The sequence below is a fragment of the Kitasatospora sp. NPDC005856 genome (genome assembly GCF_040629945.1).
GTDB lineage: Bacteria > Actinomycetota > Actinomycetes > Streptomycetales > Streptomycetaceae > Kitasatospora.
In genome coordinates, this window is record NZ_JBEXWT010000030.1 from 64,839 (window position 1) to 87,639 (window position 22,801).

The 22,801-nt window shown below is 72.5% G+C and carries 20 protein-coding genes, 1 tRNA gene and 1 pseudogene; 12 read left to right on the top strand and 10 right to left on the bottom strand.

The window, feature by feature from the left end; translation table 11 throughout:
* Positions 1–38: 38 nt before the first annotated feature.
* Positions 39–1,805, bottom strand: a complete 1,767-nt coding sequence (locus tag ABZ449_RS19770) for an FUSC family protein (protein ID WP_360347303.1) — start codon at positions 1,803–1,805, stop codon at positions 39–41.
* 299 nt (positions 1,806–2,104) lie between these two features.
* Here ABZ449_RS19770 and ABZ449_RS19775 point away from each other — a divergent pair, with 299 nt between their 5' ends.
* A complete protein-coding gene (locus ABZ449_RS19775) occupies positions 2,105–2,779 on the top strand; it encodes a Crp/Fnr family transcriptional regulator (RefSeq protein ID WP_030288117.1) in 675 nt (224 codons plus the stop codon).
* Between the two features lie 80 nt (positions 2,780–2,859).
* On the opposite strand, the gene ABZ449_RS19780 is transcribed toward ABZ449_RS19775, so the two are convergent.
* The 5 genes from ABZ449_RS19780 to ABZ449_RS19800 form a co-directional block, all read right to left on the bottom strand.
* Positions 2,860–3,693: an MBL fold metallo-hydrolase gene (locus tag ABZ449_RS19780; RefSeq protein ID WP_360347305.1), complete on the bottom strand. Its 834-nt coding sequence runs from the start codon at positions 3,691–3,693 to the stop codon at positions 2,860–2,862.
* Complete coding sequence (locus ABZ449_RS19785; protein WP_360347307.1) at positions 3,690–3,863, bottom strand: hypothetical protein; 174 nt, start codon at positions 3,861–3,863, stop codon at positions 3,690–3,692. Before ABZ449_RS19785 ends, ABZ449_RS19780 begins: the two co-directional genes overlap by 4 nt.
* A 163-nt stretch (positions 3,864–4,026) precedes the next feature.
* Positions 4,027–4,893, bottom strand: a complete 867-nt coding sequence (locus tag ABZ449_RS19790) for an NUDIX hydrolase (RefSeq protein WP_360347309.1) — start codon at positions 4,891–4,893, stop codon at positions 4,027–4,029.
* Between the two features lie 117 nt (positions 4,894–5,010).
* Positions 5,011–5,478, bottom strand: coding sequence for a RidA family protein (locus ABZ449_RS19795; protein ID WP_360347311.1), 468 nt, complete (start codon positions 5,476–5,478; stop codon positions 5,011–5,013).
* Entirely contained in the window at positions 5,475–5,633 is a 159-nt protein-coding gene (locus ABZ449_RS19800; RefSeq protein ID WP_094743074.1) for a DUF4177 domain-containing protein, read from the bottom strand. Before ABZ449_RS19800 ends, ABZ449_RS19795 begins: the two co-directional genes overlap by 4 nt.
* Positions 5,634–5,845: 212 nt before the next feature.
* On the opposite strand from ABZ449_RS19800, the gene ABZ449_RS19805 reads away from it, so the two are divergent.
* On the top strand, positions 5,846–6,919 hold the full coding sequence (locus ABZ449_RS19805) for an ArsA-related P-loop ATPase (RefSeq protein ID WP_360347313.1): 1,074 nt from the start codon (positions 5,846–5,848) through the stop codon (positions 6,917–6,919).
* On the top strand, positions 6,916–8,088 hold the full coding sequence (locus tag ABZ449_RS19810) for an ArsA family ATPase (RefSeq protein ID WP_360347315.1): 1,173 nt from the start codon (positions 6,916–6,918) through the stop codon (positions 8,086–8,088). Before ABZ449_RS19805 ends, ABZ449_RS19810 begins: the two co-directional genes overlap by 4 nt.
* Positions 8,089–8,135: 47 nt before the next feature.
* Here ABZ449_RS19810 and ABZ449_RS19815 read toward each other — a convergent pair whose 3' ends face one another.
* Entirely contained in the window at positions 8,136–8,459 is a 324-nt protein-coding gene (locus tag ABZ449_RS19815) for a WhiB family transcriptional regulator (RefSeq protein ID WP_195911063.1), read from the bottom strand.
* A gap of 501 nt (positions 8,460–8,960) precedes the next feature.
* Between ABZ449_RS19815 and ABZ449_RS19820 the strand changes: the two genes are divergently transcribed.
* A complete protein-coding gene (locus tag ABZ449_RS19820; RefSeq protein WP_360347317.1) occupies positions 8,961–11,225 on the top strand; it encodes a transglycosylase domain-containing protein in 2,265 nt (754 codons plus the stop codon).
* A 179-nt stretch (positions 11,226–11,404) separates the two neighbouring features.
* Here the strand turns inward: ABZ449_RS19820 and ABZ449_RS19825 are convergent, their stop codons facing one another.
* A complete protein-coding gene (locus tag ABZ449_RS19825) occupies positions 11,405–11,857 on the bottom strand; it encodes a GatB/YqeY domain-containing protein (protein WP_360347319.1) in 453 nt (150 codons plus the stop codon).
* 767 nt (positions 11,858–12,624) lie between these two features.
* Between ABZ449_RS19825 and ABZ449_RS19830 the strand changes: the two genes are divergently transcribed.
* The 4 genes from ABZ449_RS19830 (at position 12,625) to ABZ449_RS19845 (ending at position 16,045) form a co-directional block, all read left to right on the top strand.
* Positions 12,625–13,923, top strand: coding sequence for a helix-turn-helix domain-containing protein (locus ABZ449_RS19830; RefSeq protein ID WP_360347321.1), 1,299 nt, complete (start codon positions 12,625–12,627; stop codon positions 13,921–13,923).
* Positions 13,924–14,225: 302 nt separating this feature from the next.
* Positions 14,226–14,927, top strand: coding sequence for a CGNR zinc finger domain-containing protein (locus tag ABZ449_RS19835; RefSeq protein ID WP_360347355.1), 702 nt, complete (start codon positions 14,226–14,228; stop codon positions 14,925–14,927).
* On the top strand, positions 14,927–15,871 hold the full coding sequence (locus ABZ449_RS19840; RefSeq protein WP_360347323.1) for a metallophosphoesterase: 945 nt from the start codon (positions 14,927–14,929) through the stop codon (positions 15,869–15,871). Before ABZ449_RS19835 ends, ABZ449_RS19840 begins: the two co-directional genes overlap by 1 nt.
* Before the next feature lie 100 nt (positions 15,872–15,971).
* Positions 15,972–16,045, top strand: a tRNA-Pro gene (locus tag ABZ449_RS19845).
* A 218-nt stretch (positions 16,046–16,263) separates the two neighbouring features.
* Here ABZ449_RS19845 and ABZ449_RS19850 read toward each other — a convergent pair.
* Positions 16,264–17,364: a DUF3578 domain-containing protein gene (locus ABZ449_RS19850; RefSeq protein WP_360347325.1), complete on the bottom strand. Its 1,101-nt coding sequence runs from the start codon at positions 17,362–17,364 to the stop codon at positions 16,264–16,266.
* Positions 17,365–17,578: 214 nt separating this feature from the next.
* Here ABZ449_RS19850 and ABZ449_RS19855 point away from each other — a divergent pair, with 214 nt between their 5' ends.
* Positions 17,579–18,520, top strand: a complete 942-nt coding sequence (locus ABZ449_RS19855) for a YDG/SRA domain-containing protein (protein WP_360347327.1) — start codon at positions 17,579–17,581, stop codon at positions 18,518–18,520.
* Between the two features lie 111 nt (positions 18,521–18,631).
* Here ABZ449_RS19855 and ABZ449_RS19860 read toward each other — a convergent pair.
* Positions 18,632–18,913 (bottom strand): annotated as a pseudogene (locus tag ABZ449_RS19860) (transposase); the annotation flags it as partial.
* Between the two features lie 115 nt (positions 18,914–19,028).
* Here ABZ449_RS19860 and ABZ449_RS19865 point away from each other — a divergent pair.
* The 3 genes from ABZ449_RS19865 (at position 19,029) to ABZ449_RS19875 (ending at position 22,795) form a co-directional block, all read left to right on the top strand.
* The gene (locus ABZ449_RS19865) at positions 19,029–20,117 is read left to right on the top strand and encodes a hypothetical protein (RefSeq protein WP_360347329.1); all 1,089 of its coding nucleotides are present in this window, start codon (positions 19,029–19,031) and stop codon (positions 20,115–20,117) included.
* Positions 20,118–20,282: 165 nt separating this feature from the next.
* Positions 20,283–22,151 carry a prolyl oligopeptidase family serine peptidase gene (locus ABZ449_RS19870; protein ID WP_360347331.1) on the top strand — a complete coding sequence of 623 codons (1,869 nt, stop codon included), beginning with the start codon at positions 20,283–20,285 and terminating at the stop codon, positions 22,149–22,151.
* Positions 22,148–22,795, top strand: a complete 648-nt coding sequence (locus ABZ449_RS19875) for a hypothetical protein (protein ID WP_360347333.1) — start codon at positions 22,148–22,150, stop codon at positions 22,793–22,795. Before ABZ449_RS19870 ends, ABZ449_RS19875 begins: the two co-directional genes overlap by 4 nt.
* Positions 22,796–22,801 lie beyond the last annotated feature (6 nt).

Here is a 22,801-nt window from a genome sequence, read left to right on the forward strand (position 1 = left end):
GCTGCTCCCGTTCTGCGGCCTGCCGGTCGGCTTCGATCCTAGGCCGTGCCCGGCAGGGCCTGGGCGGTGCCCAACCGGGCCCGGGCCGTGTCCGGCAGGCCCGGGCCGTGATCCGGCGGGCCCGGCCGGCCCCGGCTTTCCAGCAGGGCGGCCAGCAGGCGGTGGGCCCGCTCCTCGGTGGCGGTGGCGCGCTGGTGCGGGAGGGCGGGCCGGCGCCACTCTCCGGCGGCGGTGTCGGTGGCCTCCCGCAGCTCCAGCAGAGCCGCCGCGAGGCCGGTGCGGGCGGCGAGGGCCTCCGGGACACTCGCGACCGGGACCGCAGAACCAGGCGAGGCGGCAGAGCCGGCGGAGGCCACGGAACCGGCGGAGCCGGCGGAGGCCGCGGAGCCGGCGCGGACGGCGGCCGACGCGCGGCGGCCGGCCGCTTCCGCTCGGGCCAGGGCGCTGGTCAGCCGGGCCGCGGTGCGGCGGTTGGTGACCAGCAGGCAGGCCGCGAGACCGGCGAGCGCCCCGACGCAGGTGTCCAACCAGCGGTCGGCGACCAGCGCCCCGGCCGGCTGCGGGCCCGCGAACTCCGTCATCAGCAGCGCCAGCGGGGTGACGAAGACCGTCGCCAGCCAGTAGCTGCGGGCGATCGTCGCCTCCGCGCCGAAGTTGCAGAGCAGCCCGAGCCCGATCAGCGCCACCGGGCCCGAGTGCGCGAGGGGCAGCGCGGCGGTGAACAGCAGCAGGCCGAGCAGGTTGCCCAGCACCCGCTGCAGCGCGCGCTGCCAGGACAGCGTGCTGTTGGCCTGGAACACCGAGGCCGCGGTGACCACCGCCCAGTACGGCCGGCCGACGCCGAGCGCCAGCGAGAGCCATCCGGCGCCGGCGCAGCCGACCGCGACCCGCAGCGCGATCGGCAGCAGCGCGGAGCCGGGCCGCAGCGCCCGCCGGAGCGGTGGCCGGGGGCCGGGCCGGCGGGCGGCCGGCTCGGCCGCCTCCGCCGCGGTGAGGTCGGGCGACGGCAGCGGACGGTGGCGCCGCAGGTCGCGGGCCAGGTCGAGGTACCGCGCGGCGTCCTCGGGCCGGGCCGGTCCGGCCAGTGCGGCCTCCGCGTGCACCAGCAGCCGCTCGAGCGCGTCGCCGAGGGCGCGCCGCCGGGACGGGGCGGAGAGCGCGAGACCCTGCCAGGCGGCCTCGACCGCGCCGACCAGGGCGGTACGGGCGGCGGCGTCCGGTCGGCCGGGCTCGGTGCGCAGCAGCCGGGCGGCGGCCTCCAGGGCGCGGGCGGTGGCGATCCGCTCGGGCCCGTACGGGCGCACCAGGGCCGGGGCCATGCAGACCAGCCAGGCCAGCGCGGCACCGAGCGCGGTGAGCGCCAGGTGCGGCGGGACGTCGGCGAGCCGCTGCGGGACGAAGGCGCAGCTGGCGGTGGTGAAGGTGATGATCAGGGCGCCGGGCGGACCGACCCGGGCGGCGTCGCAGAGCAGCTTGTGCAGGGCGGCGAGCACCGCCGTCACCGCGACCAGGACGGCGGCGTCGCGGGTGAGCGCGGCGGCGGTGAGGGCGGCGCCGGTGCTGAGTACGGTGCCGAGCAGCACGCCGGCCAGCATCCGGGCCCGGGCCCGGTACGGCAGGCCGTGTCCGTACAGCGCGCCCAGGCCGCCGGCCGAGGTGTAGAGGGCGAGGTCGAGTCGGCCGAGACCGAGCAGGGTGAGGTTGAGCGCGCCGAGGGTGACCACGGCGCTGAGCGCGGGCTTGTGCCAGCCGTCCCCGGCCGGACCGACCCGAAGTGCCTGGCGGAGCTGGGCGGTTGTGACCATGGAAAAAAGATTAGCAGGTAATTTACCCGTGAAACATATGGCCGGGACACGCCCGTGCGACGACGGCCGATTCCCCGTTCGAGAGAAGCGGACAGGCGTTCGGTCGACAGGCGCCCCGGCGGCCCTCCGGCCGGGCCCGCCCGGTGACCGCCCGGTACGAATGGCCCCGCACGGCACACCTCGGCACACCCCCTCCTCATATGATCGGAGCGACATGCGCCATGCTTGGTGATGCAGAACACTGAACGGAACTTGCGCCGGACGGCCCACCCGCCGTACGGCCGAGAAGGAGGAAGCACGTGGACGACGTTCTGCGGCGCGCCGCACTCTTCGCGGCACTCGACGACGAACAGGCCGGCGAGCTGCGCGCTTCCATGACCGAGGTCACCCTCGCCCGTGGGGAGTCGCTGTTCCACGAGGGCGACCCGGGCGACCGGCTGTACGTCGTGGCGGAGGGCAAGGTGAAGCTGCACCGTGCCTCGCCGGACGGCCGCGAGAACATGCTCGCCGTGCTCGGCCCCAGCGAGATGATCGGCGAGCTGTCGCTCTTCGACCCGGGCCCGCGCACCGCGACCGCCAGCGCGCTGACCGAGGTCAAGCTGCTGGGCCTCGGCCACGGTGACCTCCAGCCCTGGCTGCACGCCCGCCCCGAGGTCTCCATCGCGCTGCTGCGGGCCATCGCCCGCCGCCTGCGCCGCACCAACGACGTGATGTCCGACCTGGTCTTCTCCGACGTGCCCGGTCGCGTCGCCAAGGCCCTGCTGGACCTCTCCCGCCGGTTCGGCGTGCAGTCCGAGGAGGGCATCCACGTCGCCCACGACCTCACCCAGGAGGAGCTGGCCCAGCTGGTCGGCGCCTCCCGCGAGACGGTCAACAAGGCGCTCGCCGACTTCGCCGGCCGCGGCTGGCTGAAGCTGGAGGCCCGCGCGGTGGTGCTGCTGGACGTCGAGCGGCTGTCGCGCCGCTCGCGCTGACGCCCGCGAACGCGGAAGGGCCCGTCCGGTCTCCGGACGGGCCCTTCCGCGTTCGGCTGCCCGTTCCCGGGCTCAACGGATCACTCGGCGGACGGGATCAGCCCGTGCTCCTCCAGGTAGTCCAGCTGGGCCCGCACCGACAGCTCCGCGGCCGGCCAGAGCGCCCGGTCCACGTCGGCGTAGACCCGGGCCACCACCTCGGCCACGGACCGGCAGCCCGCCTCCACCACGGTCTCCACCTGGGCGAGCCGGGCGGCCCGGTGGGCGAGGTAGAAGTCGACGGCGCCCAGCGCGTCCCCGAGCACCGGGCCGTGGCCGGGCAGCACGGTCCGCACGCCGTGGTCGGAGGCCATGGTGTGCAGCCGGCGCAGCGAGTCCAGGTAGTCGCCCAGCCGTCCGTCGGGGTGCGCGACCATCGTGGTGCCGCGGCCGAGCACGGTGTCGCCGGTGAGCACCGCGCCGTCGTCCGGCAGGTGGAAGGTCAGCGAGTCCGAGGTGTGCCCCGGGGTGGCCACCACCCGCAGGTCCAGCCCGCCGACGTCCAGGCGCTGGCCGCCCACCAGGCCCTCCGAGCCCAGCCGGTGCGCCGGGTCCAGGGCCCGCACCTCGGAGCCGGTCAGCTCGGCGAAGCGGGCCGCGCCCTCGGAATGGTCGGCGTGGCCGTGGGTGAGCAGGGTCAGCGCGATCCGCTTCCCCTGCTGTTCCGCGACGTCGATCACCCGGCGCAGGTGGCCCTCGTGCAGCGGGCCCGGGTCGATCACCACCGCGAGGTCCGAGCCGGGCTCGGAGAGCAGCCAGGTGTTGGTGCCGTCCAGCGTCATCGGCGACGGGTTCGGCGCCAGCACGCACAGCGCCCGAGGGGTTGCCTCGCCGCCGACGGCGGCGGCGGGGTCGCCCGGCAGGAGTCCGCTCACCGGCCGCCTCCGCCGTCTCGGTGCAGCGCCCTCAGCGGCAGCACCCGGACGAGGGCGCGCTGCGCCACCTCGACGAACGGGACCTGGCTCTCGCAGGAGGGGTCACGGGGAGTCAGACGACGGGCGGGCATCTCGGGCGCCGTCCGGCGAGCCACGTCGTTGTGGGTCATCGGGCGTCGGTCCTTTCTCTGCGTCGGTACGGGTCGGTACGGGAAGGTCATGTCCTGCGGGTCGTACAAGCGGTACGAGCGGTACGAGCGGTACGAGCGGTACGAGCGGTACGAGCGGTACGAGCGGTACGGGGGCCGTGGGTGGCCCCACTCGGTGGAACGGTCAGGAGCCCTCCGGGAACTCCCCGTCCACGGTCAGCTCCTCGTGACCGGGCCACCGGACCGTCAGGCGGTCGCCGCGGATCTCGGCCCGGCCGAGGACCGGCGCCAGCGGGCGGTCGACGGCCGCGGCCAGGGCCTCGGCCACGGTCCGGGCCGACGACAGCTCGCGCAGCACCGTCACGGTCGGCGGCATCATGCCGAACCGGCCCTCCCGGTGGCCGCGCACCGCCTCGGCGGGGGTCAGCCAGGCGACCCGGTCGGCCTCGCCGACCTTCAGGGCCGCGCGCTGCCCGGCCGGCAGCGCGGCGACGAAGAACCAGGTGTCGTAGCGCCGTTCCTCGAACTCGGGGGTGATCCAGCGGGCCCAGCCGCCCAGCAGGTCGCTGCGCAGCACCAGGCCGTGGTCCCGGAGGAATTCGGCGAAGGACAGCTCGTGCGCCTCCAGCGCGGCCCGCTCGGCGGACCAGTCGCGCGGCGCGGCGACGCTGTCGTCGTCCGGGCCGGCCAGCAGCACGCCGGCCTCCTCGAAGGTCTCCCGGACGGCCGCGCAGACCACCGCCCGCGCCGTCCGGGTGTCCACCCCGAGCCGCCGCGCCCACTCCTCGGGCGCCGGCCCGGCCCAGCCCGGCTCGACCTCGGCGTCCCGGGGGTCCACCCCGCCGCCGGGGTAGGCGTACATCCCGGCCGCGAAGGCCATCGAGGTGCGCCTGCGCAGCAGGTAGGCCTCCGGCCCCTCGGCGGCGTCGCGCAGCAGCACGACGGTCGCGGCGGGCCTGGGCACCGGCGGGGTCACCGCGCCGGATGCGACCGCCCGGATCCGGGCGGGCCAGCCGGGCGGCATCGGCCGCGTCGTCGCTCGATGGTCCATGCCCGGATGCTAGGGCGTGTCCGACGATTCCCGCCAGGCTCACGAGTCGACCGGACACACTCCGGCCACACGCGGAGGCGGGGCCGGACGGACCCGGCCCCGCCTCCGCGATCGGGTTCAGACGGACTTGACGCGCACCACGAGCTCGACCTCGACCGGGGCGTCCAGCGGCAGCACCGCGACGCCGACGGCGCTGCGGGCGTGCACGCCCGCGTCGCCCAGCACCGTGCCGAGCAGCTCGCTGGCGCCGTTGACGACGGCCGGGACACCGATGAAGTCGGGGGCGGCGGCGACGAAGCCGACGACCTTGACGACCCGCTCGATCCGGTCGAGGTCACCGATCACGGACTTCACGGCGGCCAGGGCGTTCAGCCCGCAGATCTGCGCGAGGTCCTTGGCCTCCTCCGGGGAGACCTCGGCACCGACCTTGCCGGTGGTCGGCAGCTTGCCGCCGACGACCGGGAGCTGGCCGGAGGTGAACACGAGGTCGCCGGAGTGCACGGCCGGCACGTAGGCGGCGACCGGGGCGGCCACCGGAGGCAGGGTCAGGCCCAGCTCGGCGAGCTTCTCCTCGACCTTGCTCATGCGTTCTTCTCCCGCTTGAAGTAGGCCACCAGCTGCTCCGGGTTCGGGCCGGGCACGACCTGGACGAGCTCCCAGCCGTCCTCGCCGAAGTTGTCCAGGATCTGCTTGGTGGCGTGCACCAGCAGGGGCGCCGTCATGTATTCCCACTTGGTCATGGCCAGACTCTAGACGAGCCGTCGCGGCGAACGGCGACGCCGGCCGCGGAGCGTGTGAGGTGGGGCACAAAGAGGGCATGATCGGGCCTGACGGCCCAGGTGCTCCGGGCATCCGGTGCGCTCCCTGGTTACCCTCGCGGGAGGGCACCCTGGTGAGGGGCACCCTCGTCAGGAGGGGACGCCCGTAGGACGGAGACGGACGGAGACGGAGCGTGGCACGCACCCCCGGCCAGGCGGCCCGGCGCGATCCCGACTGGGAGGGCGTCCGGCTGCACGTGGTCAGCGGCAAGGGCGGCACCGGGAAGACCACGCTGGCCGCGGCACTGGCCCTGGCGCTCGCCGCCGACGGCGGCCGGGTGCTGCTGATCGAGGTCGAGGGCCGCCAGGGCGTCGCCGAACTGTTCGGGATCGCCGCGCTCCCGTACGAGGAGCGCCGGATCGCCTCCGTCTCCCGCGCCCAGCTGGGGCTGGCCGCCGGGGAGGGCGGGCCCGGCGAGGTCTTCGCGCTGGCGATCGACACCGAGCTGGCGCTGCTGGAGTACCTGGAGATGTTCTACAAGCTCGGCCGGGCCGGGAAGGCGCTCCAGAAGGTCGGCTTCGTCGACTTCGCCACCACCATCGCGCCCGGTGTGCGGGACGTCCTGCTCACCGGCAAGGCCTGCGAGGCGACGAGGCGCAAGGACCCGGACGGCCGGCGGCGCTACGACGCGGTGGTCATGGACGCCCCGCCGACCGGACGGCTGACCAGGTTCCTGAACGTCAACGCCGAGGTCGCCGGGCTGGCCCGGATCGGCCCGATACACACCCAGGCGCAGGCCGTGATGCGGGTGCTGAAGTCGCCGGAGACCGCGGTGCACCTGGTCACCCTGCTGGAGGAGATGCCGGTGCAGGAGACGGTCGACGGCATCGGGGAGCTGCGCGAGGCGAAGCTCCCGGTCGGCGGGGTGATGGTCAACATGGTCCGGCCGCCGGTGCTGGACGCGGCGGCGGTGGCCGCGGTGGACGGGAACCACCGCGAGGAGGTCGCCGCGGCGCTCGGCGAGGCCGGGCTCGGCGGCCGCACGCGCACCGGGGAGAAGGTCCGGGCGGCGGTGGAGCCGCTGCTCGACCCCTTGCTGGCGCAGGCCAGGGAGCACGCCGAGCGGGTCGAGCTGGAGCGCGCGCAGCGCGCCGACATCCAGCAGCTGCGCCTGCCGACGTACGAGCTGCCGCTGCTGGGCGAGGGCGTGGACCTCGGCGGGCTGTACCGGCTGGCGGGCGAACTGAAGCGGCAGGGGGCGGCATGACCACGAACAGCGGGGTGCGGAGCACCGGGCGGCGGCTCGCCGTGGACGAGCTGATCGACGACCCGAAGACGAGGATCATCGTCTGCTGCGGCTCCGGCGGCGTCGGCAAGACCACCACCGCCGCGGCGCTCGGCCTGCGGGCGGCCGAACGCGGCCGCAAGGTCGTGGTGCTGACCATCGACCCGGCCCGCCGGCTCGCCCAGTCGATGGGCCTGACCGAGCTCGACAACACCCCACGGGTGGTCAAGGGGGTCACCGGAGACGGAGAGCTCCAGGCCATGATGCTGGACATGAAGCGGACCTTCGACGAGGTCGTGCTGGCCCACGCCGAGCCCGAGCGGGCCAAGGCGATCATGGCGAACCCGTTCTACCAGTCCCTGTCGGCCGGCTTCGCGGGCACGCAGGAGTACATGGCGATGGAGAAGCTCGGGCAGCTGCGCGCCGCCGAGGAGTGGGACCTGATCGTCGTGGACACCCCGCCGTCCCGCTCGGCGCTGGACTTCCTGGACGCGCCCAACCGGCTCGGGTCCTTCCTGGACGGCCGGGTGATCCGGATCCTCACCGCCCCGGCCAAGGTCGGCGGGCGCAGCGCGATGCGCTTCCTGAACGTCGGGGTGGGGCTGCTCACCGGCACCCTGGGCAAGATCTTCGGCGCTCAGCTGCTCACCGACGTGCAGACCTTCGTCAGCGCGATGGACTCGATGTTCGGCGGCTTCCGGGAGCGCGCGGACCGCACGTACCAGCTGCTCAAGGCGCCGGGCACGGCGTTCCTGGTGGTGGCCGCGCCGGAGCGGGACGCGCTGCGCGAAGCGGCGTACTTCGTGGACCGGCTGGCCGCCGACCGGATGCCGCTGGCCGGGCTGGTGCTCAACCGGGTGCACGGCACGGGCGCTCCGCAGCTCACCGCGGAGCGGGCGCTGGCGGCCGCCGAGGCCCTGGAGGAGAACGGCTCGGAGCACGCCTCGCCGGCGGCGGAACTGCTCGCGGCCGGGCTGCTGCGGCTGCACGCCGAGCGGATGCAGATCATGGGGCGCGAACGCCGCACCCGCGACCGCTTCGTCTCGGTGTACCCGGACGTGCCGATCGTGGAGGTGCCGGCACTGCCGGGAGACGTGCACGACCTGGACGGGCTGCGGGCCATCGGGGAGCGGCTCAACGGCACGGTGTAGCCCGTGCCCGGGGGCCGACGGCCCGGACCGCGCGGTTCGGGCCGGGCTCAGCCCGCCTGGGCGTAGTCCGTCAGTATCACTCCGGTCGCGAGGGACTCCTCGTACTCGGTGCGTGCCGTCTCCAGCAGCTTCCGCCACGAGATGACCGTCGGGCGGCGGCGCAGCAGCGCCCGGCGCTCGCGCTCCGTCATCCCGCCCCACACCCCGAACTCCACCCGGTTGTCCAGGGCGTCCGCGAGGCACTCCGTCCGGACGGGGCAACCGCTGCACACCGCCTTGGCGCGGTTCTGCGCCGCCCCCTGGACGAACAGTTCGTCCGGATCGCTCGTGCGACAGGCGGCCTGCGCACTCCAGTCGTCAACCCAGCCCATGCCGGCGCCGTCCTCTCCCGTATCGAGGCTCCCCCACGGCGGCAACGGCATGTTCACCGTTGCCAGTTGAGGACGTTACGGAAGAACGACAGCTTGCAACAGCCCCTTCGGGCTCAATCTCGAATGACCCGATTGGACTATGGGTATCGGTCAGCTCACTCGTTGGAGTGATCGCAGGTCGCGCGCCTTGCCAAAAATGGAGCCTGCACTCTAGTCGCAGGCGTCATCACGGAGCGCAACCGAACACACGGGTACAGCAGGCCACAGCTGTCTCAAAACCCGGCGATAGATGGTCATTTCGGGCAAGTCTCCTCGCCCACAAGAGTGAATGATGTTGACGCACCGAAGCTGTCGCAAGCTTGTGACAAGCCTAGGGGAACACCTGCCCCGGTGTGCGGGAATCCGCGACGTAGGGTTCTCCCCATGGCACCGAAGCGCCCCCAGGCACCCCAGCCCCCAGGCAACACCGGAGCTCCGCGCGGCCGGACCGGCGGATCACCGATGGAGCACGCCGGCAACGGCGTGAAGTTCCTGGGCGTCAGCGTGCTCTCCGGAGTCCTGCTGGCCGGCCTCGCCCTGCCCGCCGTCGGCGCCATCGGGCTGACCGCCAAGGACACGGCGGAGAGCTTCGACAACATCCCCGACGATTTCAAGACCCCGCCGCTCACCCAGGCCACCCAGATCTTCGACGCCAAGGGCGGGCTGATCGCCAAGGTCTACGAGCGCGACCGCACCGTCATCACCGCCGACCAGATGTCGCCGTTCATGCGACAGGCCCAGGTGGACATCGAGGACGCCCGCTTCTACGAGCACGGCGCCGTCGACCTCAAGGGCATCCTCCGCGCGGTCAGCAAGAACGCGGAGAGCGGCACCGCCTCCCAGGGCGCGTCGACCCTCACCCAGCAGTACGTGAAGAACGTCAACGTGGAGAAGGCCGGCGACGACCAGGCGGCCGTCCTGGAGGCCCAGCGCAAGACCCTGGGCCGCAAGATCCAGGAGCTCAAGGTCGCCATCAAGCTGGAGGAGGACCTGTCCAAGGACCAGATCCTCACCAACTACCTCAACATCACCTTCTACGGCCACCAGGCCTACGGGGTCGAGGCCGCCTCCCAGCGCTACTTCAGCAAGAGCAACAAGGACCTGACCGTCGCCGAGGCCGCCACCCTGGCCGGCATGGTGCAGAACCCGTCGTCCTACGACCCGGTGCGCTACCCCGAGAACACGGTCAAGCGCCGCAACGTCGTGATCGACAAGATGCTGGAGAACAAGCACATCACCGCCGACCAGGCGAAGGAGGCGAAGGCCGCCCCGCTGGGCCTGAAGTACAAGGACCCGCAGAACGGCTGCATCACCGCCCAGGCCGGGATGGGCTTCTTCTGCGACTACGTCCGCCACGTGGTCAAGCAGGACCCGGCCTTCGGCAAGAGCGCCGACGAGCGCAAGAAGGTGTGGAACACCGGCGGCCTGAACATCTACACCACCCTGGACCCGGACAAGCAGGCCGCCGCCCAGAACGCCGTCACCAAGAAGGTCAACGTCACCGACACGGTGTCGGCCGCCGCGACCATGATGGAGCCGGGCACGGGCAAGATCCTGGCGATGGCCCAGACCCGCCCGTACGGCCTGGACCCGAACAAGAACCAGACCGTCGTCAACCTCAACGTGGACGCCGCGATGGGCGGCGGCAACGGCTTCCAGACCGGCTCGACCTTCAAGCCGATCCTGGCCGCGGCCGCGCTGGAGTCGGGCATGTCGAACACCCAGGCGTTCCCGTCCGAGAACAAGATCGAGTACCCGCAGATGTCCACCTGCTCGGGCACCTGGAAGAACACCGTCAAGCCCAAGGAGACGGTGAAGAACGAGCAGGACAGCGAGATCGGGCCGTACCAGCTGAAGGAGGCCATGGCCCGCTCGGTCAACACCTACTTCGTGCAGATGGAGCAGCAGGTCGGCCTCTGCGCGATGAAGCAGATGGCGAACAAGCTGGGCATCACCCAGTCCGCCAAGGGCGACGCCTTCCAGGAGGTGCCCTCGATGGTCCTCGGCACCCTGGAGCTCTCCCCGCTGACCATGGCGAACGTCTACGCGACCTTCGCCGCCCGCGGCAAGTACTGCACGCCGATCGCGATCAACAAGATCACCACGGTGGACGGCAAGGACATCCCGGTCCCGCAGGCCCAGTGCAGCCAGGCCTTCTCCGAGCAGACCGCGGACTCGCTCAACGCCGTCCTGCTGAACGTGACCGAGAAGGGCACCGCGGCCGCCCTGACCATGGACGACGGCCGCAAGATCGCCGGCAAGACCGGTACCACCGACGAGAAGAAGGCCGCCTGGTTCAGCGGCTACACCCCGTCGCTGGCCGCCGCGGTCTGGCTCGGCGGCCCGGCCGGCGGCGTCAAGATGAAGAACATCAACATCGGCGGCAAGTACTACTCCGAGGTGTTCGGCGCCGACGGCCCCGGCCCGATCTGGGCGATGGCGATGAACCAGGCGCTCAAGGGAACGCCGCTGGAGCCGATCCAGACCGCCAACATCCCGGACCCGCTGCCCGCCACTCCCCCGCCGGGCGCCACCGCCCCGGCCGCCGACCCGAACGCCCCGCAGCCCGGCGGCAACCCGCCGCCGCCGCAGCAGGGCGGCAACCCCGGCGGCCAGGCCGGCGGCCTGCCGGGCGGGGTGGGCGGCCTCCCCGGTGGGTTCACCTTCCCGCCCTTCCCCGGGAGCGGGAACGGCGGCCGGCACGGCGGCGGCAACGGGAACGGCTGACCCCCGCCACTGGCGACAACCGGGGACACCGGGACACAGCGCCACAGGAACATAGGGACATAGGGACGCGCCGAAGGGGCGCCCTCCGGTGCGGAGGGCGCCCCTTCGGCGTGCTGCCTGGGCGGCGTGTTGCCCGGGCCGGCGGACGGGCGCCGCACGAGGGCGCCCGGGCGCCCGGCTCAGGACAGGGCGGCCTTCACCGCCGCGGCGACCCGGCTGCCCTCGGCCAGGCCGTCGACCTTGGGCTTCACCAGCTTCATGACGGCGCCCATCGCCTGCGGGCCGCTCGCGCCACTCTCCGCGACGGCGGCCGCCACGATCGCGGCAAGCTCCTCGTCGGAGAGCTGCTTGGGCAGGTACGTCGCCAGCACCTCGCCCTCGGCCCGCTCCCGGGCCGCCTGGTCCGTCCGGCCGGCCGTGTCGAAGGCCTCGGCCGCCTCCCGGCGCTTCTTCGCCTCGCGGCCGATCACCTTCAGCACCTCGGCGTCGGACAGCTCGCGCTTCTGCTTGCCCGCCACCTCCTCGCTGGTGACGGCGGCCAGGGTGAGCCGGATGGTGGACGAGCGCAGCTCGTCCCGGTCCTTGATGGCAGCCGTGAGGTCCTCGTGCAGCTGCTCCTTGAGCGTTGTCATTTCCTCTTCTTATCCTTCGGCTGTGGGTGGGCTCAACCGGGTTTCCCGTGGGCGTCCACCGGGGTTTCCGCAGTTGGACGAGTATCCCCCGACAAACCCCGCCGGGGTTGCCCGACAGCGCCCGGACGACGGCGATCCGGGCCGGGAACGGGCGGCGGACGATTCCGTGAACAATCGATGCCCGACTCCGCGAACAGGGCGACGCGATTCGGCCACGATGGCCGATAATGCTTGCACAATCTCGGCCGAAATGCCGAAAATTGCCGGATCCGGGACGAAGTTGCCGGTCCCGGCGGGGCAAATCGAACGTCGTGACCACTTCGCCGAAAATAGTCCGCGTAGTACACTCGTTCGCGCGTCGCTGGAGCAGCTCGTTGGCGGCGATCACCTCACCGTCGAATCACGTTGAATCACGTTTAATCACCGTCGAATCATCGCCGAATCGCCTGTCGAATCACCGTCAGATCATCGCCGAAGACCGCCACGAAACAGCTGCGACAAACCGTCACCACGTCCCCGATCCATTATTCCACGGCACTGCCGCGCTGCCGACCAGGCGCCTGGCAGCCCTGACACCCAGCGGTCCGGGACACTTGCGCCCGCTGCCGGAACGAGCGTCCACGTCGACGCTCCGCCCGACCGCCCGGCGGCAGTGATCTTTTTTCGGAGTGCTTGGCACCGCGGCAGCGGCGCATCGAATTCTGACTTCATATTCTGCTCACAACAGCAGGAAGCGCGGGGGAATGGACAACAATCAGCTTCGCTCGATGTTGGTAACCCAACGGAAGATGGTCGGCTGGAGCCAGGAGCAATTAGCCGAACACTCCACCGTCAGCGTCCGCACCATTCGCAACCTGGAAACCGGCGCCATCAAGAATCCGCGGCGCAGTTCCGTGGAACTCCTGGTGGGCGCACTGTTCTCCGCGGCGACCAGCCGGGACGACACCCTGCTCTCCCAGGCCGTGCACGCGGGCGCCCCGGCCGGACTGCTGCCCGCCCGGCCGGAACCCGGATTCCCGACCCGCGTCGCCGAGCTCCCGGAGAAGGCGCGGTGGCGGGGGCTGCGACCCAAGACGGACATCACCGTCGGCCGCCGGGCCGACCTGCTGCACGTCGTGACCGCCCTGCGACCGGGCCGTCCGCTGGTGCTCACCGGACCGGCCGGGGTCGGCAAGACCCGGCTGGCGCTGGACTCGGCCGCCCACCTGCTGGACCGCTTCCGGGACGGCGTCGCGGTCCTGGAGCTCGGCTCGGTCACCCCCGAGGGCGTCGACCCCGTGGCCGCCTCGGCCCAGGCCCAGCGCGCGCTCGACGCCCTCCTCCGGGGCTTCGACCGCGACCCGCGGACCGGCCCCGAGCTGCAGATGCTGCTGGTCATCGACAACGCCGAGCACGTCATCGACACGGTGGCCCGGCAGGTCAGGGCGCTGCTGGCACGGCACCCCGCGCTCCACATCGTGATCACCTCGCTGCGGGCACCCGCCGGGGTCCCCGCCGACCTGTGGGAGGTCTCTCCGCTGTCGGTCGACCACCCGGACGGCCCCTACGGCTGCCCGCCCGCCGCCGAGCTGTTCTGCCACCGGGTGCGCTCGGTCGCCCCGACCCTCGACCTCGGCGACCAGATGCCACAGGTGGTCGAACTCTGCCGGCGCCTCGGCGGCCTGGCGCTCGCGATCGAGAACGCCGCCGTCCGGATGCGCTCGGTACCCCTGCACGTCCTGGTGGACGAGTACCGGGTGCTGCCGATCCTCGGCCAGGAGGAGGTCGGAGGGCTCTCCCACCACCGCTCGCTGCACCGCAGCCTGGCCTGGGCGTACGGACTGCTCGACGAACGGCAGCGCCGGGCGCTCAGACAGCTCTCCCGGTACCCCGAGGGGTTCTCCATCGACGACGTCCGGCAGGAGCCCGTCGACGGCGGCGGTCCGGCAGGACGGGAGCCCTCCCGCAACCTCGACGTACTGGCCGAGCTGGTCGACTTCTCCGTCGTCCAGGTGAAGCGCGGCCACCAGTACGAGTACCGGGTCCCCCGGATGATGCGCGAGTACGTCAACGCCATTCCGGCCTGAGGCCGGCCCGCACCACCGTGCCCGGAGACCGCTCCGGGCACGGGGTGCCGGCAGCGGAGTTCTGCGCACGGTCGGGGCGGCCCTCCTGAGCGAGGCTCAGCTCCTGCGCCCGGGCACCGACCACCCCCCTCTCCGGCCGCTTCCTCCGGCCGCCCTCCGGCCGCCTCCTCCGATCGCCCCCGTAACCCGTCATCCCGGTTACACCTATCCTGGGCCGCATGACCGACGGAGACGCCCCGGCGCCCCGGACCGCAGCCGTCCCGGCTACCCCTGTCCCGACCGGCCGGGACACCCCACCCGGGCTGGTCCTCACCACCCCCGGGGGCAGCCGCTTCCACTTCGACCCCGGCGCCCTCTGCCTGGAACTGCTCACCACCGGCGGCCCCGGCCCGTACGCCCGGTACGAGGTGCTGCACCGGCCCGCCGACCTCGCCGCCTGGCTCCCGCCCTCCCGGCTGCGGCTGCCCGCCGACGCCGTACGGATCTCCGCCACCGAGCTCGCCGCCACCCGCACCCTGCGCGACGCCCTGTGGCGCCTGGCCGCCGCCCGCGCCCACGGCCTCCCCGGCGAGCCCGAGGACTACGCCGTCCTCAACCGGACCGCCGAGCACCCGCCGCTGGTCCCCCGGATCGCCCCGGACGGCACCGCGGCCGCCCCGCCGCCCGCCGACGGGGCACAGCTGGCCTCCACCCTCGCCCGGGACGCCATCGCCCTGCTCACCGGCCCGTACGCGGACCGGATCCGGGAGTGCGGCGCCCACGACTGCCGGCTGATCTTCGTCGACACCTCGCGGCCCGGCCGCCGGCGCTGGTGCTCGATGGAACGCTGCGGCAACCGCCACAAGGTCCGCGCCCTGCGGGCCCGCCGGGAGTCCGAGGAGGCGCCGCCGACCGCCGCCGTCCCCGCTGCCCTTCCCGCCGCCCTGCCCGCCGCCCTTCCCGCCGTCCTTCCCGCCGACTCCGGGCGTGCGCCGGCTGATCCACCGTCTGAGAGCATGGGCTGATGCGACCGCTGTACTCCGTTCCCCTCGGCGTCACCGCCGTGGGCGCCGCCTGTCTCGCCTACTCCGTCGGGTACGAGGTCCGGGCCTTCCGCCTCCGCCGGATCGAGGTCCCCGTCCTCCCCCGCGGCGCCCGCCCGATCCGGGTCCTCCAGGTGTCCGACATCCACATGGTGAGCGGGCAGGGCAAGAAGCAGCGCTGGCTGAAGAGCCTGGCCGGCCTGCGCCCCGACCTGGTCGTCAACACCGGCGACAACCTCTCCGACCCGCTCGGCGTCCCGGCCACCCTCGACGCGCTCGGGCCGCTCATGGAGTTCCCCGGCGTCTACGTCTTCGGCTCCAACGACTACTACGGCCCGGCCCGCAAGAACCCGGCGCGCTACCTCCAGGCCATGCGCAGCGGCGCCCACGGCCTGAACAACCCCGACGGCACCGCCCGCCGCGGCATCAGCGGCGCCGTCCACAACCCGTGGGAGAAGCTCCGCGACGGCTTCGACGGGGCCGGCTGGCTCGACCTCACCAACACCCGCGGCCGGCTCACCGTGAACGGGCTCGACCTGGAGTTCACCGGCCTCGACGACCCCCACATCCGCCGCGACCGCTACAGCGACGTCGCCGGCGGCCCCTCCGCCGACGCCGACCTCTCCCTCGCCGTCGTCCACGCGCCCTACCTGCGCGTCCTCGACGCCTTCACCGCCGACCGCTACCCGCTGATCCTGGCCGGCCACACCCACGGCGGCCAGCTCTGCATCCCCTTCTACGGCGCCCTGGTCACCAACTGCGACATCGACACCCGCCGGGTCAAGGGCCTCTCCACCCACACCGCCGGCGGCCACCGCTCCCACCTCCACGTCTCGGCCGGCTGCGGCACCAACCGCTACACCCCCCTCCGCTTCGCCTGCCCCCCCGAGGCCACCCTCCTCACCCTCGTCCCGGCCCCCCGATGACCCCCACCGGACGCCCGCCAGGAACCGGATTTCGTGTCTCGGCGAGCGTCCGGTAGAGTTCTACTCGTCGCGAAGGAGACGGAGCGACAAACCGCAAGACCGGGGTGTGGCGCAGCTTGGTAGCGCGCTTCGTTCGGGACGAAGAGGCCGTGGGTTCAAATCCCGCCACCCCGACCCACTGCAGAGGGCCTGCCGGAGAAATCCGGCAGGCCCTCTGTCGTTGTGCGTGACTGCCGATCACCGGCCAAGCCCGATCCGGAGAGAACTCCACACGAGCGTGGCGCAGCTCACGCGACACCTCGATGTCGAGCTGGGACCGGCGCAGCGGGCTGCCTGGACTGGGTCGACCCACTGAATCGACGATCTTGTGGGCCCAGGGGCGGAGTAGATACCTAGGCGCCTGCTACCGCCGGTTCGGCCAATCCCGCTGCAACTGCGCGGGGCGATCCCGACCATCCGGTTGCAGAACGCCAGACGGAAGCGATGCCGTGGTGTTCCAGCAGCCGGACATAGACATCGCCGATCCCCTCGGTGAAGAGGGCCACCTGCGTCGGCTGCTCCTCGGGCGGGTAGAGCAGGAAGGAGTACGTCGCCAACTGCCCGAGTGCTTCTCGCACTGCATGGGTGGCGTTCCCCTGCCGCACGACCTTGGCTTCGACCAACCAGTGCGCGGACTCGTTGCGTACGACGATGTCCCTCGGATGCACGTTGGTTCCCACCTCGAATCCGTTGGCGCGGAGGTGAGTTCCATAGTCTCGGACTAGGGTCTCGTGCTTCCTGGTCTTCACTATCTTGCGGCTCTCAATGATCTGCACGTACTCTTCGTCGCTCTTGGGCGCGAAGTGGAGCAGTCCGTCCTCGTTCTGCTCGTGAGGCCACGTGCCTTCGGCCCGAACCGTGCAGATGACGTCACGCGTCGTCTGCCGCAGGTGCTCCCGGATGACCAGGGCATCTTGGTAGAGCCCGATGAACCTCCGGAGGTCAGCACACAGCACGTCGTCGTCGGGCAGGTCGTCAACGTTGTAAGTACGGGCGAAGACGTTCCCGTACTCATACGATTTGGGCAGCCCCGGCCGGCCGCCGAGATCAATACTGGCGTCAAGGTCCTGGCAGTCCTCGGTGGACAACGCTTCACGAATGGCGCCCGCTTCCACCTCGAGCTTGCGATTCGCGTCGGCGGATCCGTACTTCTCTCGAAGTTCAGTGACACCGTGGTTCAGACTGAGCGACACCGTCTCCATGTTCTCGGCGAAGAGGTACACCACGTACATGCCGTGCCGAGCCGTGACGGTTTCGTCCGGGTCGAAGAACGCGACCCACGGGCAGACGGCAGCTGCACCAGTCCCCGCACTCCCCTTGATGACGTACTCACCCTGCACCGTGCTCGCGAAGTGAGACGGCGCGTCCCGGAGGAGACGCGCCGTTGGTGTGCCAGTGCCCTCAAGGCGGTCGTAGGTCGTACCAACCTCATGCAAGAAGCTTCGAAGCGTCATGGAGGGCATCGTAGGCCGAGTCCCCGACATCAAGGCCCGCATGCCGTTCTCCAACTAGATCCAACCACTGGCCAGTTCGCCTGATGGCCTCGTCGCGGCAGGCGGCGCCACAGAACGTGGAACCGTGCGGTGCGTGTGAGCGTTTGCGCTACGAAGCTCAGCTCCTAGTGCATCGATGAGTCCATCGATCCTCTGACGTCGAGAGGTCCGAACTTTGCAGGAAGAAGTCCTCACCACCACACCCATCGACTTCGATGGCTACGGAGAGGTCCCGGGGATAGAAGTCGGGCGCTCCTTCGCCAGCCGACGGGAGCTGGCAGCTGCCAAGGTGCACCGGCCTTTGCAGGCCGGCATCTGTGGAACGGCAGAGTTCGGGGCCGAGTCCATCGTCGTCTCCGGCGGCTACGAGGACGACGAGGACCACGGCGACGTCATCGTCTACACCGGGCAGGGCGGACGCGACCCGGAAACGCAGCGGCAGGTGCGGGACCAAGAGCTCACCCTTGGCAACGCCGCCCTGGTCACCAGCCAGACCATCGACTCACCGGTACGTGTGGTCCGTGCAGTGCGACACGCTTCCAAGCGCTCCGCCAACCCCAGTTACCGCTATGACGGACTCTTCCGGGTCGAAGACTCTTGGCACGATGTCGGTCGATCCGGCTTCCGGATCTGGCGCTACCGCCTCGTGAGTCTCTCCGGCTACGTACCGGCTCGCCAGGAGCCGATGTTGCAGGAACCGGCCGGCCGCAACACTCCCACGCGGCTCGAAGCCAAGGTCACGCGGATCGTTCGCAGCATCCGGGTGGCGAACTTCGTGAAGCGGGCGCACGATTTCGCCTGCCAGGTGTGCGGCGAGCGGCTTCGCACGCCCACCGGTGCTTACGCAGAAGCGGCTCACATCCGAGGGCTGGGGCAGCCGCACAACGGGCCCGACGTCGCTGGCAATGTGCTCTGCCTGTGCCCCAACCACCACACGCTGTTCGACTTCGGCACGCTGGCGATCTCGCAGGATCTGACCATCACGGACCGCGCCACGGGTGCGGAGATCGGGAAGCTTCGAGAGGCACGCGGTCATCAAGTGGACCGGGCTCACCTGGCCTACCACCGGGATCACTACTCCGAAGGTTGGAAGCACTCTCCGGACATCGACGAATAGCGAACGCTCTGAGGGCCCTGCCGAGATCTCCGGCGGGACTATCACGATCTAGGTGTACGGCACCCGGTTGGTCTAGGTGTTGATCTTCCTGGAGGGTGTGGGCTGGGTGGCCTACGCCCGTCCGGCTGACAGGCGTCCGTCGAAGGCGTTGTCGAAGGCGTTGAGGGCGGCCATCCAGCGGTTGCTCCAGCGTTGTCGGCCGCGTCCGGTGGGGTCGAGGGCGAGGGTGGCCAGGTAGAGCCGTTTGAGGGCGGCCTGGTCGTTGGGGAAGTGGCCGCAGGCGCCGGCGGCTCTGCGGTAGCGGGAGTTGAGGCTCTCGATGGCGTTGGTGGTGCAGATGATCTTGCGGATCTCGGCATCGAAGGCGAGGAAGGGGACCATCTCGGGCCAGGCCGGCCGCGGGGGCGGCGGTCTGTGGGCCGGTGGTGGCGAGGGCGGTCGCGGCGAGTTCGGCGCAGCGGTCGGCGCGGCCGTCGATCGCGGCCACGCAGGTGAGCAGCGCGGTGAGTTGGCTGACCCACTGGTGCTGGCCGGTGTCCCGGGCGAGGCCGAGGCCCTCGGTGGCGGTGAGCTCGGCGTCGCGGTGCCGGCCGTGGAAGAGTTCGGCCTCGGCCAGGAAGAACTGCAGGGTGGGCATCACGCCGACAGTGCCCTTGGCGCGGGCCTCGGCGATCAGTTCGACGGTCTCCTCGTCGCGCCCGAGGACCAGGGTGGCGCAGCACAGCTGGACCAGGTCGACCGGGCTCTCGGCGCCGGCCCGGCGGGCGGCCTCGACGGCATCCCGGACGGGCGGCAGCGGCCCGGCGGGCCGGCCGAGCGCGGGCAGGACGGCCGCGGGCAGGTGGCGGGCGAGCGGGGCGAGGGGGTCGTCGGCGGTGAGCCGCAGGACCGCCAGGCGGTCCAGGACGGCGGCCACCGGCTCCTCGCCCGCGTACCAGGCGGCGTGGAAGGCCTGGAGCAGCATCCTGGCGGCGTGGGTCGGGTCGATGTCGGTGCCGGCGGCGTCGAGCAGCAGCCGGTGGGCGGTCGGGTACGCGCCGCGCCAGAAGTGCGCGGTGGCCCGGGCCTGGTCGAGCAGTGCGTGCGCCAGGACGTTGTCGGTACGGCCGGAGGCCTCGTCGGCGAGCGCCTCGGCGTGCGCCAACTCGCCTTCCTCGGTGGCGGATTCGGCGGCCAGGACGAGCCGGCGGGTGGCGCCGTCACGGTCCGGGGTGAGCCGGGCGGCGCGCTCGTACGCGGCGGCGCCGCCGTGGCCGCCGCGGCGCTCGGCGAGCAGCCGGTCGCGACCGGCGGCGTCTGGTGGCTGGCCCCCGGGCTGTTCGTGGACGGCCTCGGCATGGGCCTGGTGATCGCCCCGGTGACCTCGGTGGTCCTGGCGGGCGTCGAACCGCGGCTGGCCGGCTCCGCGGCCGGGGTGGTGTCCACCGTGCAGCAGGTCGGCGGGGCGCTCGGGATCGCGCTGATCGGCCTGGTCCACTACGGCGCCGGCGACCCGACCGCCGCCTTCGGCCACAGCGTCCTCGCCCTGGCGGCGCTGGAGTTGCTGCTCGTGGGCCTGGTCCGGTTCCTGCCGCACGGAACGCCGCACAGGGGCTGATCCCGGCGCGGCCCCGCCCCGGCCTCTGCGCGGCCCCGGCACGGCCCCCGGCGCGGCCCCGCCTGCCGGGGCCGAGCCCGCACGCCCCAGGCGCCGGGCAGGGCGAGCGGCCCGAAGCCCGCCCGCCCGTTCCCTTCTCTCCCCCCGATCGGGTTGGATGGTCGGATGAGCGAGGAGAAGAGCGCCGTACCGGCGTGGGAGCAGCGGTTCAGGGCGGCCCGGGTGTCCCTGCCCGACTGGGCCGAGGACGCCCCCGACCGGGCGCTGTACGTGTCCAACGCGACCGGCACCTACGAGGTCTACGCCTGGGACCGCGCCACCGGCGCCCACCGTCAGGTGACCGACCGTCCGAACGGCACCACCGACGCCGAGCTGTCCCCCGACGGCGCATGGGTCTGGTGGTTCGACGACCACGACGGTGACGAGTTCGGCGTCTGGCGCCGCCAGCCGTTCGGGGGCGGTCCCGACGAGGAGGCCGTGCCCGGCCTCGCCGCCTCCTACTCGGCCGGCCTGGCCCTCGGCCGCGACGGCACCGTGGTCGTCGGCCGCTCCACCGACGAGGACGGCACCACGCTGCACCTGCGCCTGCCCGGCAGCGCCGAGCCGGTCGAGATCTACCGGCACGAGGAGTACGGCGGCGTCGGCGACCTCAGTCACGACGGCACGCTGCTCGCCATCGACCACACCGAGCACGGCGACGCGATGCACTCCGCGATCCGGGTCGTCCGCATCACCGGGGACGGCGGCGTCGAGACCGTCGCCGAGCTGGACGAGGCCACCGGCCGGGAGGAGCCGCGCGGCGTCGCCTGCCTGGGCTTCGCCCCGGTCGAGGGCGACACCCGGCTGCTGGTCGCCCACCAGCGCACCGGCCGCTGGGAGCCGATGATCTGGGACGTCGCCACGGGTGTCGAGACCGCGCTCCCGCTGCGCGACGAGCAGGGCCGCGAACTGCCCGGCGACGTCTCCGCGCAGTGGCGCCCCGGCGCCGGTGAGCTGCTGGTGGAGCACGAGTACGAGGCGCGCAGCGAGCTGTTCTCGTACGGGCTCGCCGACGGCCGGCTGACCCGCCTGGACACCCCGCGCGGCACCGTCGGCGGCGCCACCGCCCGCCCGGACGGCACCGTCGAGTACCTGTGGTCCTCCGCCGCCGAGCCGTCCGCCGTCCGCTCCACCGCCGGAACGGTCGTGCTGCGGGCACCCGGTTCGGTGCCGCCCGGGTCGGTTCCGGTCGAGGACGTCTGGGTGGACGGGCCCGGCGGGCGGGTGCACGCCCTGGTGCAGCGGCCGACGACGGCCGCGCAGGGCCCGTACCCGACCGTGTTCGAGATCCACGGCGGCCCGACCTACCACGACAGCGACTCCTTCGCCGCCGGTCCGGCCGCCTGGCTGGACCACGGCTTCGCGGTGGTCCGGGTCAACTACCGCGGCTCGACCGGCTACGGCCAGGCCTGGACGGACGCGCTGCACGAGCGGGTCGGCCTGATCGAGCTGGAGGACATCGCGGCGGTCCGCGCCTGGGCCGTCGACAGCGGCCTCGCCGACCCGGACCGGCTGGTGCTCACCGGCGGCAGCTGGGGCGGCTACCTGACCCTGCTCGGCCTCGGCGTCCAGCCGGACAGCTGGGCCCTCGGTGTCGCCGCCGTGCCGGTCGCGGACTACCACACCGCGTACGCCGACGAGATGGAGGCGCTCAAGTCGCTGGACCGCACGCTCTTCGGCGGCACCCCGGAGGAGGTGCCGGAGCGCTTCACCGCCTCCTCGCCGCTGACCTACGTCGAGGAGGTGCGGGTGCCGGTGTACATCAGCGCTGGGGTCAACGACCCGCGCTGCCCGATCCGGCAGATCGACAACTACGTCGAGCGGCTGGAGCAGCTCGGCAAGTCGCACGAGGTGTACCGCTACGACGCCGGGCACGGGTCGCTGGTGGTGGAGGAGCGGATCAAGCAGCTGCGGCTGGAGATCGACTTCGTCCGGCGGCACCTGGGCGCGGCACCGGCGGAGGCCGGCGCGAGCGGTGCCGGGGGTACGGCGTGAGACGTCTGCTGATGCTCGCGGGGGCGACGGTGGCCGGGGCCCTGGTGCTCGCCGGCTGCTCGGGATCGCAGCAGAACAACGCCTCCTGCCCGCCGCCGGCCGGGCCGCCGACGCCGAGCCCCTCGGCCGTCGTGCCCACGGGCTCCGCCGCGCCGACCGTGCCCACCGCGCCGCCCGTCGGCGCGACACCGCCCGCCACCGCGCCGCCCGCCACCGCGCCGCCCGCGACCAAGGCGAGCGCGACCAAGGCGAGCGCGACCAAGGCGAGCGCACCGGGCAGCGGGTTCGCGGGGACGACCGTCCTGCGGGCGGTGTACGCGTCGGCCGACGGGGACGAGCCGGTCCAGCTCGCCAAGGGGGGCGGTGGCAAGGGCGGCTCGTCCGGTTCGAAGAGTTCGGGCTCCAAGGGTTCCAAGACCGGGCGCAGCGTGCACCACCACATCGACAACTACAACTCGAACAACGGCAACGGCAACGGGAACGGGAACGGAAGCGGCCGCAACTGCCACAGCGGTCCGACCCCGACGCCCACCAGCACGTGGACGCCGCCCCTGGCGCCCACCGGGACCCCGGCCGCGCCCCAGCCGACCGCGCCGCCGAAGCCGGCGGTGCCCGTGCCGGTGGCCCCGTCGGCCAAGCGCTGAAGCCCG

Coding starts and splice junctions, on each gene's coding strand:
- ABZ449_RS19770 (WP_360347303.1), bottom strand. CDS start 1,805: ATGGTCACAACCGCCCAGCTCCGCCAGGCACTTCGGGTCGGTCCGGCC.
- ABZ449_RS19785 (WP_360347307.1), bottom strand. CDS start 3,863: ATGACCCACAACGACGTGGCTCGCCGGACGGCGCCCGAGATGCCCGCC.
- ABZ449_RS19790 (WP_360347309.1), bottom strand. CDS start 4,893: ATGGACCATCGAGCGACGACGCGGCCGATGCCGCCCGGCTGGCCCGCC.
- ABZ449_RS19795 (WP_360347311.1), bottom strand. CDS start 5,478: ATGAGCAAGGTCGAGGAGAAGCTCGCCGAGCTGGGCCTGACCCTGCCT.
- ABZ449_RS19800 (WP_094743074.1), bottom strand. CDS start 5,633: ATGACCAAGTGGGAATACATGACGGCGCCCCTGCTGGTGCACGCCACC.
- ABZ449_RS19810 (WP_360347315.1), top strand. CDS start 6,916: ATGACCACGAACAGCGGGGTGCGGAGCACCGGGCGGCGGCTCGCCGTG.
- ABZ449_RS19815 (WP_195911063.1), bottom strand. CDS start 8,459: ATGGGCTGGGTTGACGACTGGAGTGCGCAGGCCGCCTGTCGCACGAGC.
- ABZ449_RS19820 (WP_360347317.1), top strand. CDS start 8,961: ATGGAGCACGCCGGCAACGGCGTGAAGTTCCTGGGCGTCAGCGTGCTC.
- ABZ449_RS19825 (WP_360347319.1), bottom strand. CDS start 11,857: ATGACAACGCTCAAGGAGCAGCTGCACGAGGACCTCACGGCTGCCATC.
- ABZ449_RS19830 (WP_360347321.1), top strand. CDS start 12,625: ATGTTGGTAACCCAACGGAAGATGGTCGGCTGGAGCCAGGAGCAATTA.
- ABZ449_RS19840 (WP_360347323.1), top strand. CDS start 14,927: ATGCGACCGCTGTACTCCGTTCCCCTCGGCGTCACCGCCGTGGGCGCC.
- ABZ449_RS19850 (WP_360347325.1), bottom strand. CDS start 17,364: ATGACGCTTCGAAGCTTCTTGCATGAGGTTGGTACGACCTACGACCGC.
- ABZ449_RS19870 (WP_360347331.1), top strand. CDS start 20,283: ATGAGCGAGGAGAAGAGCGCCGTACCGGCGTGGGAGCAGCGGTTCAGG.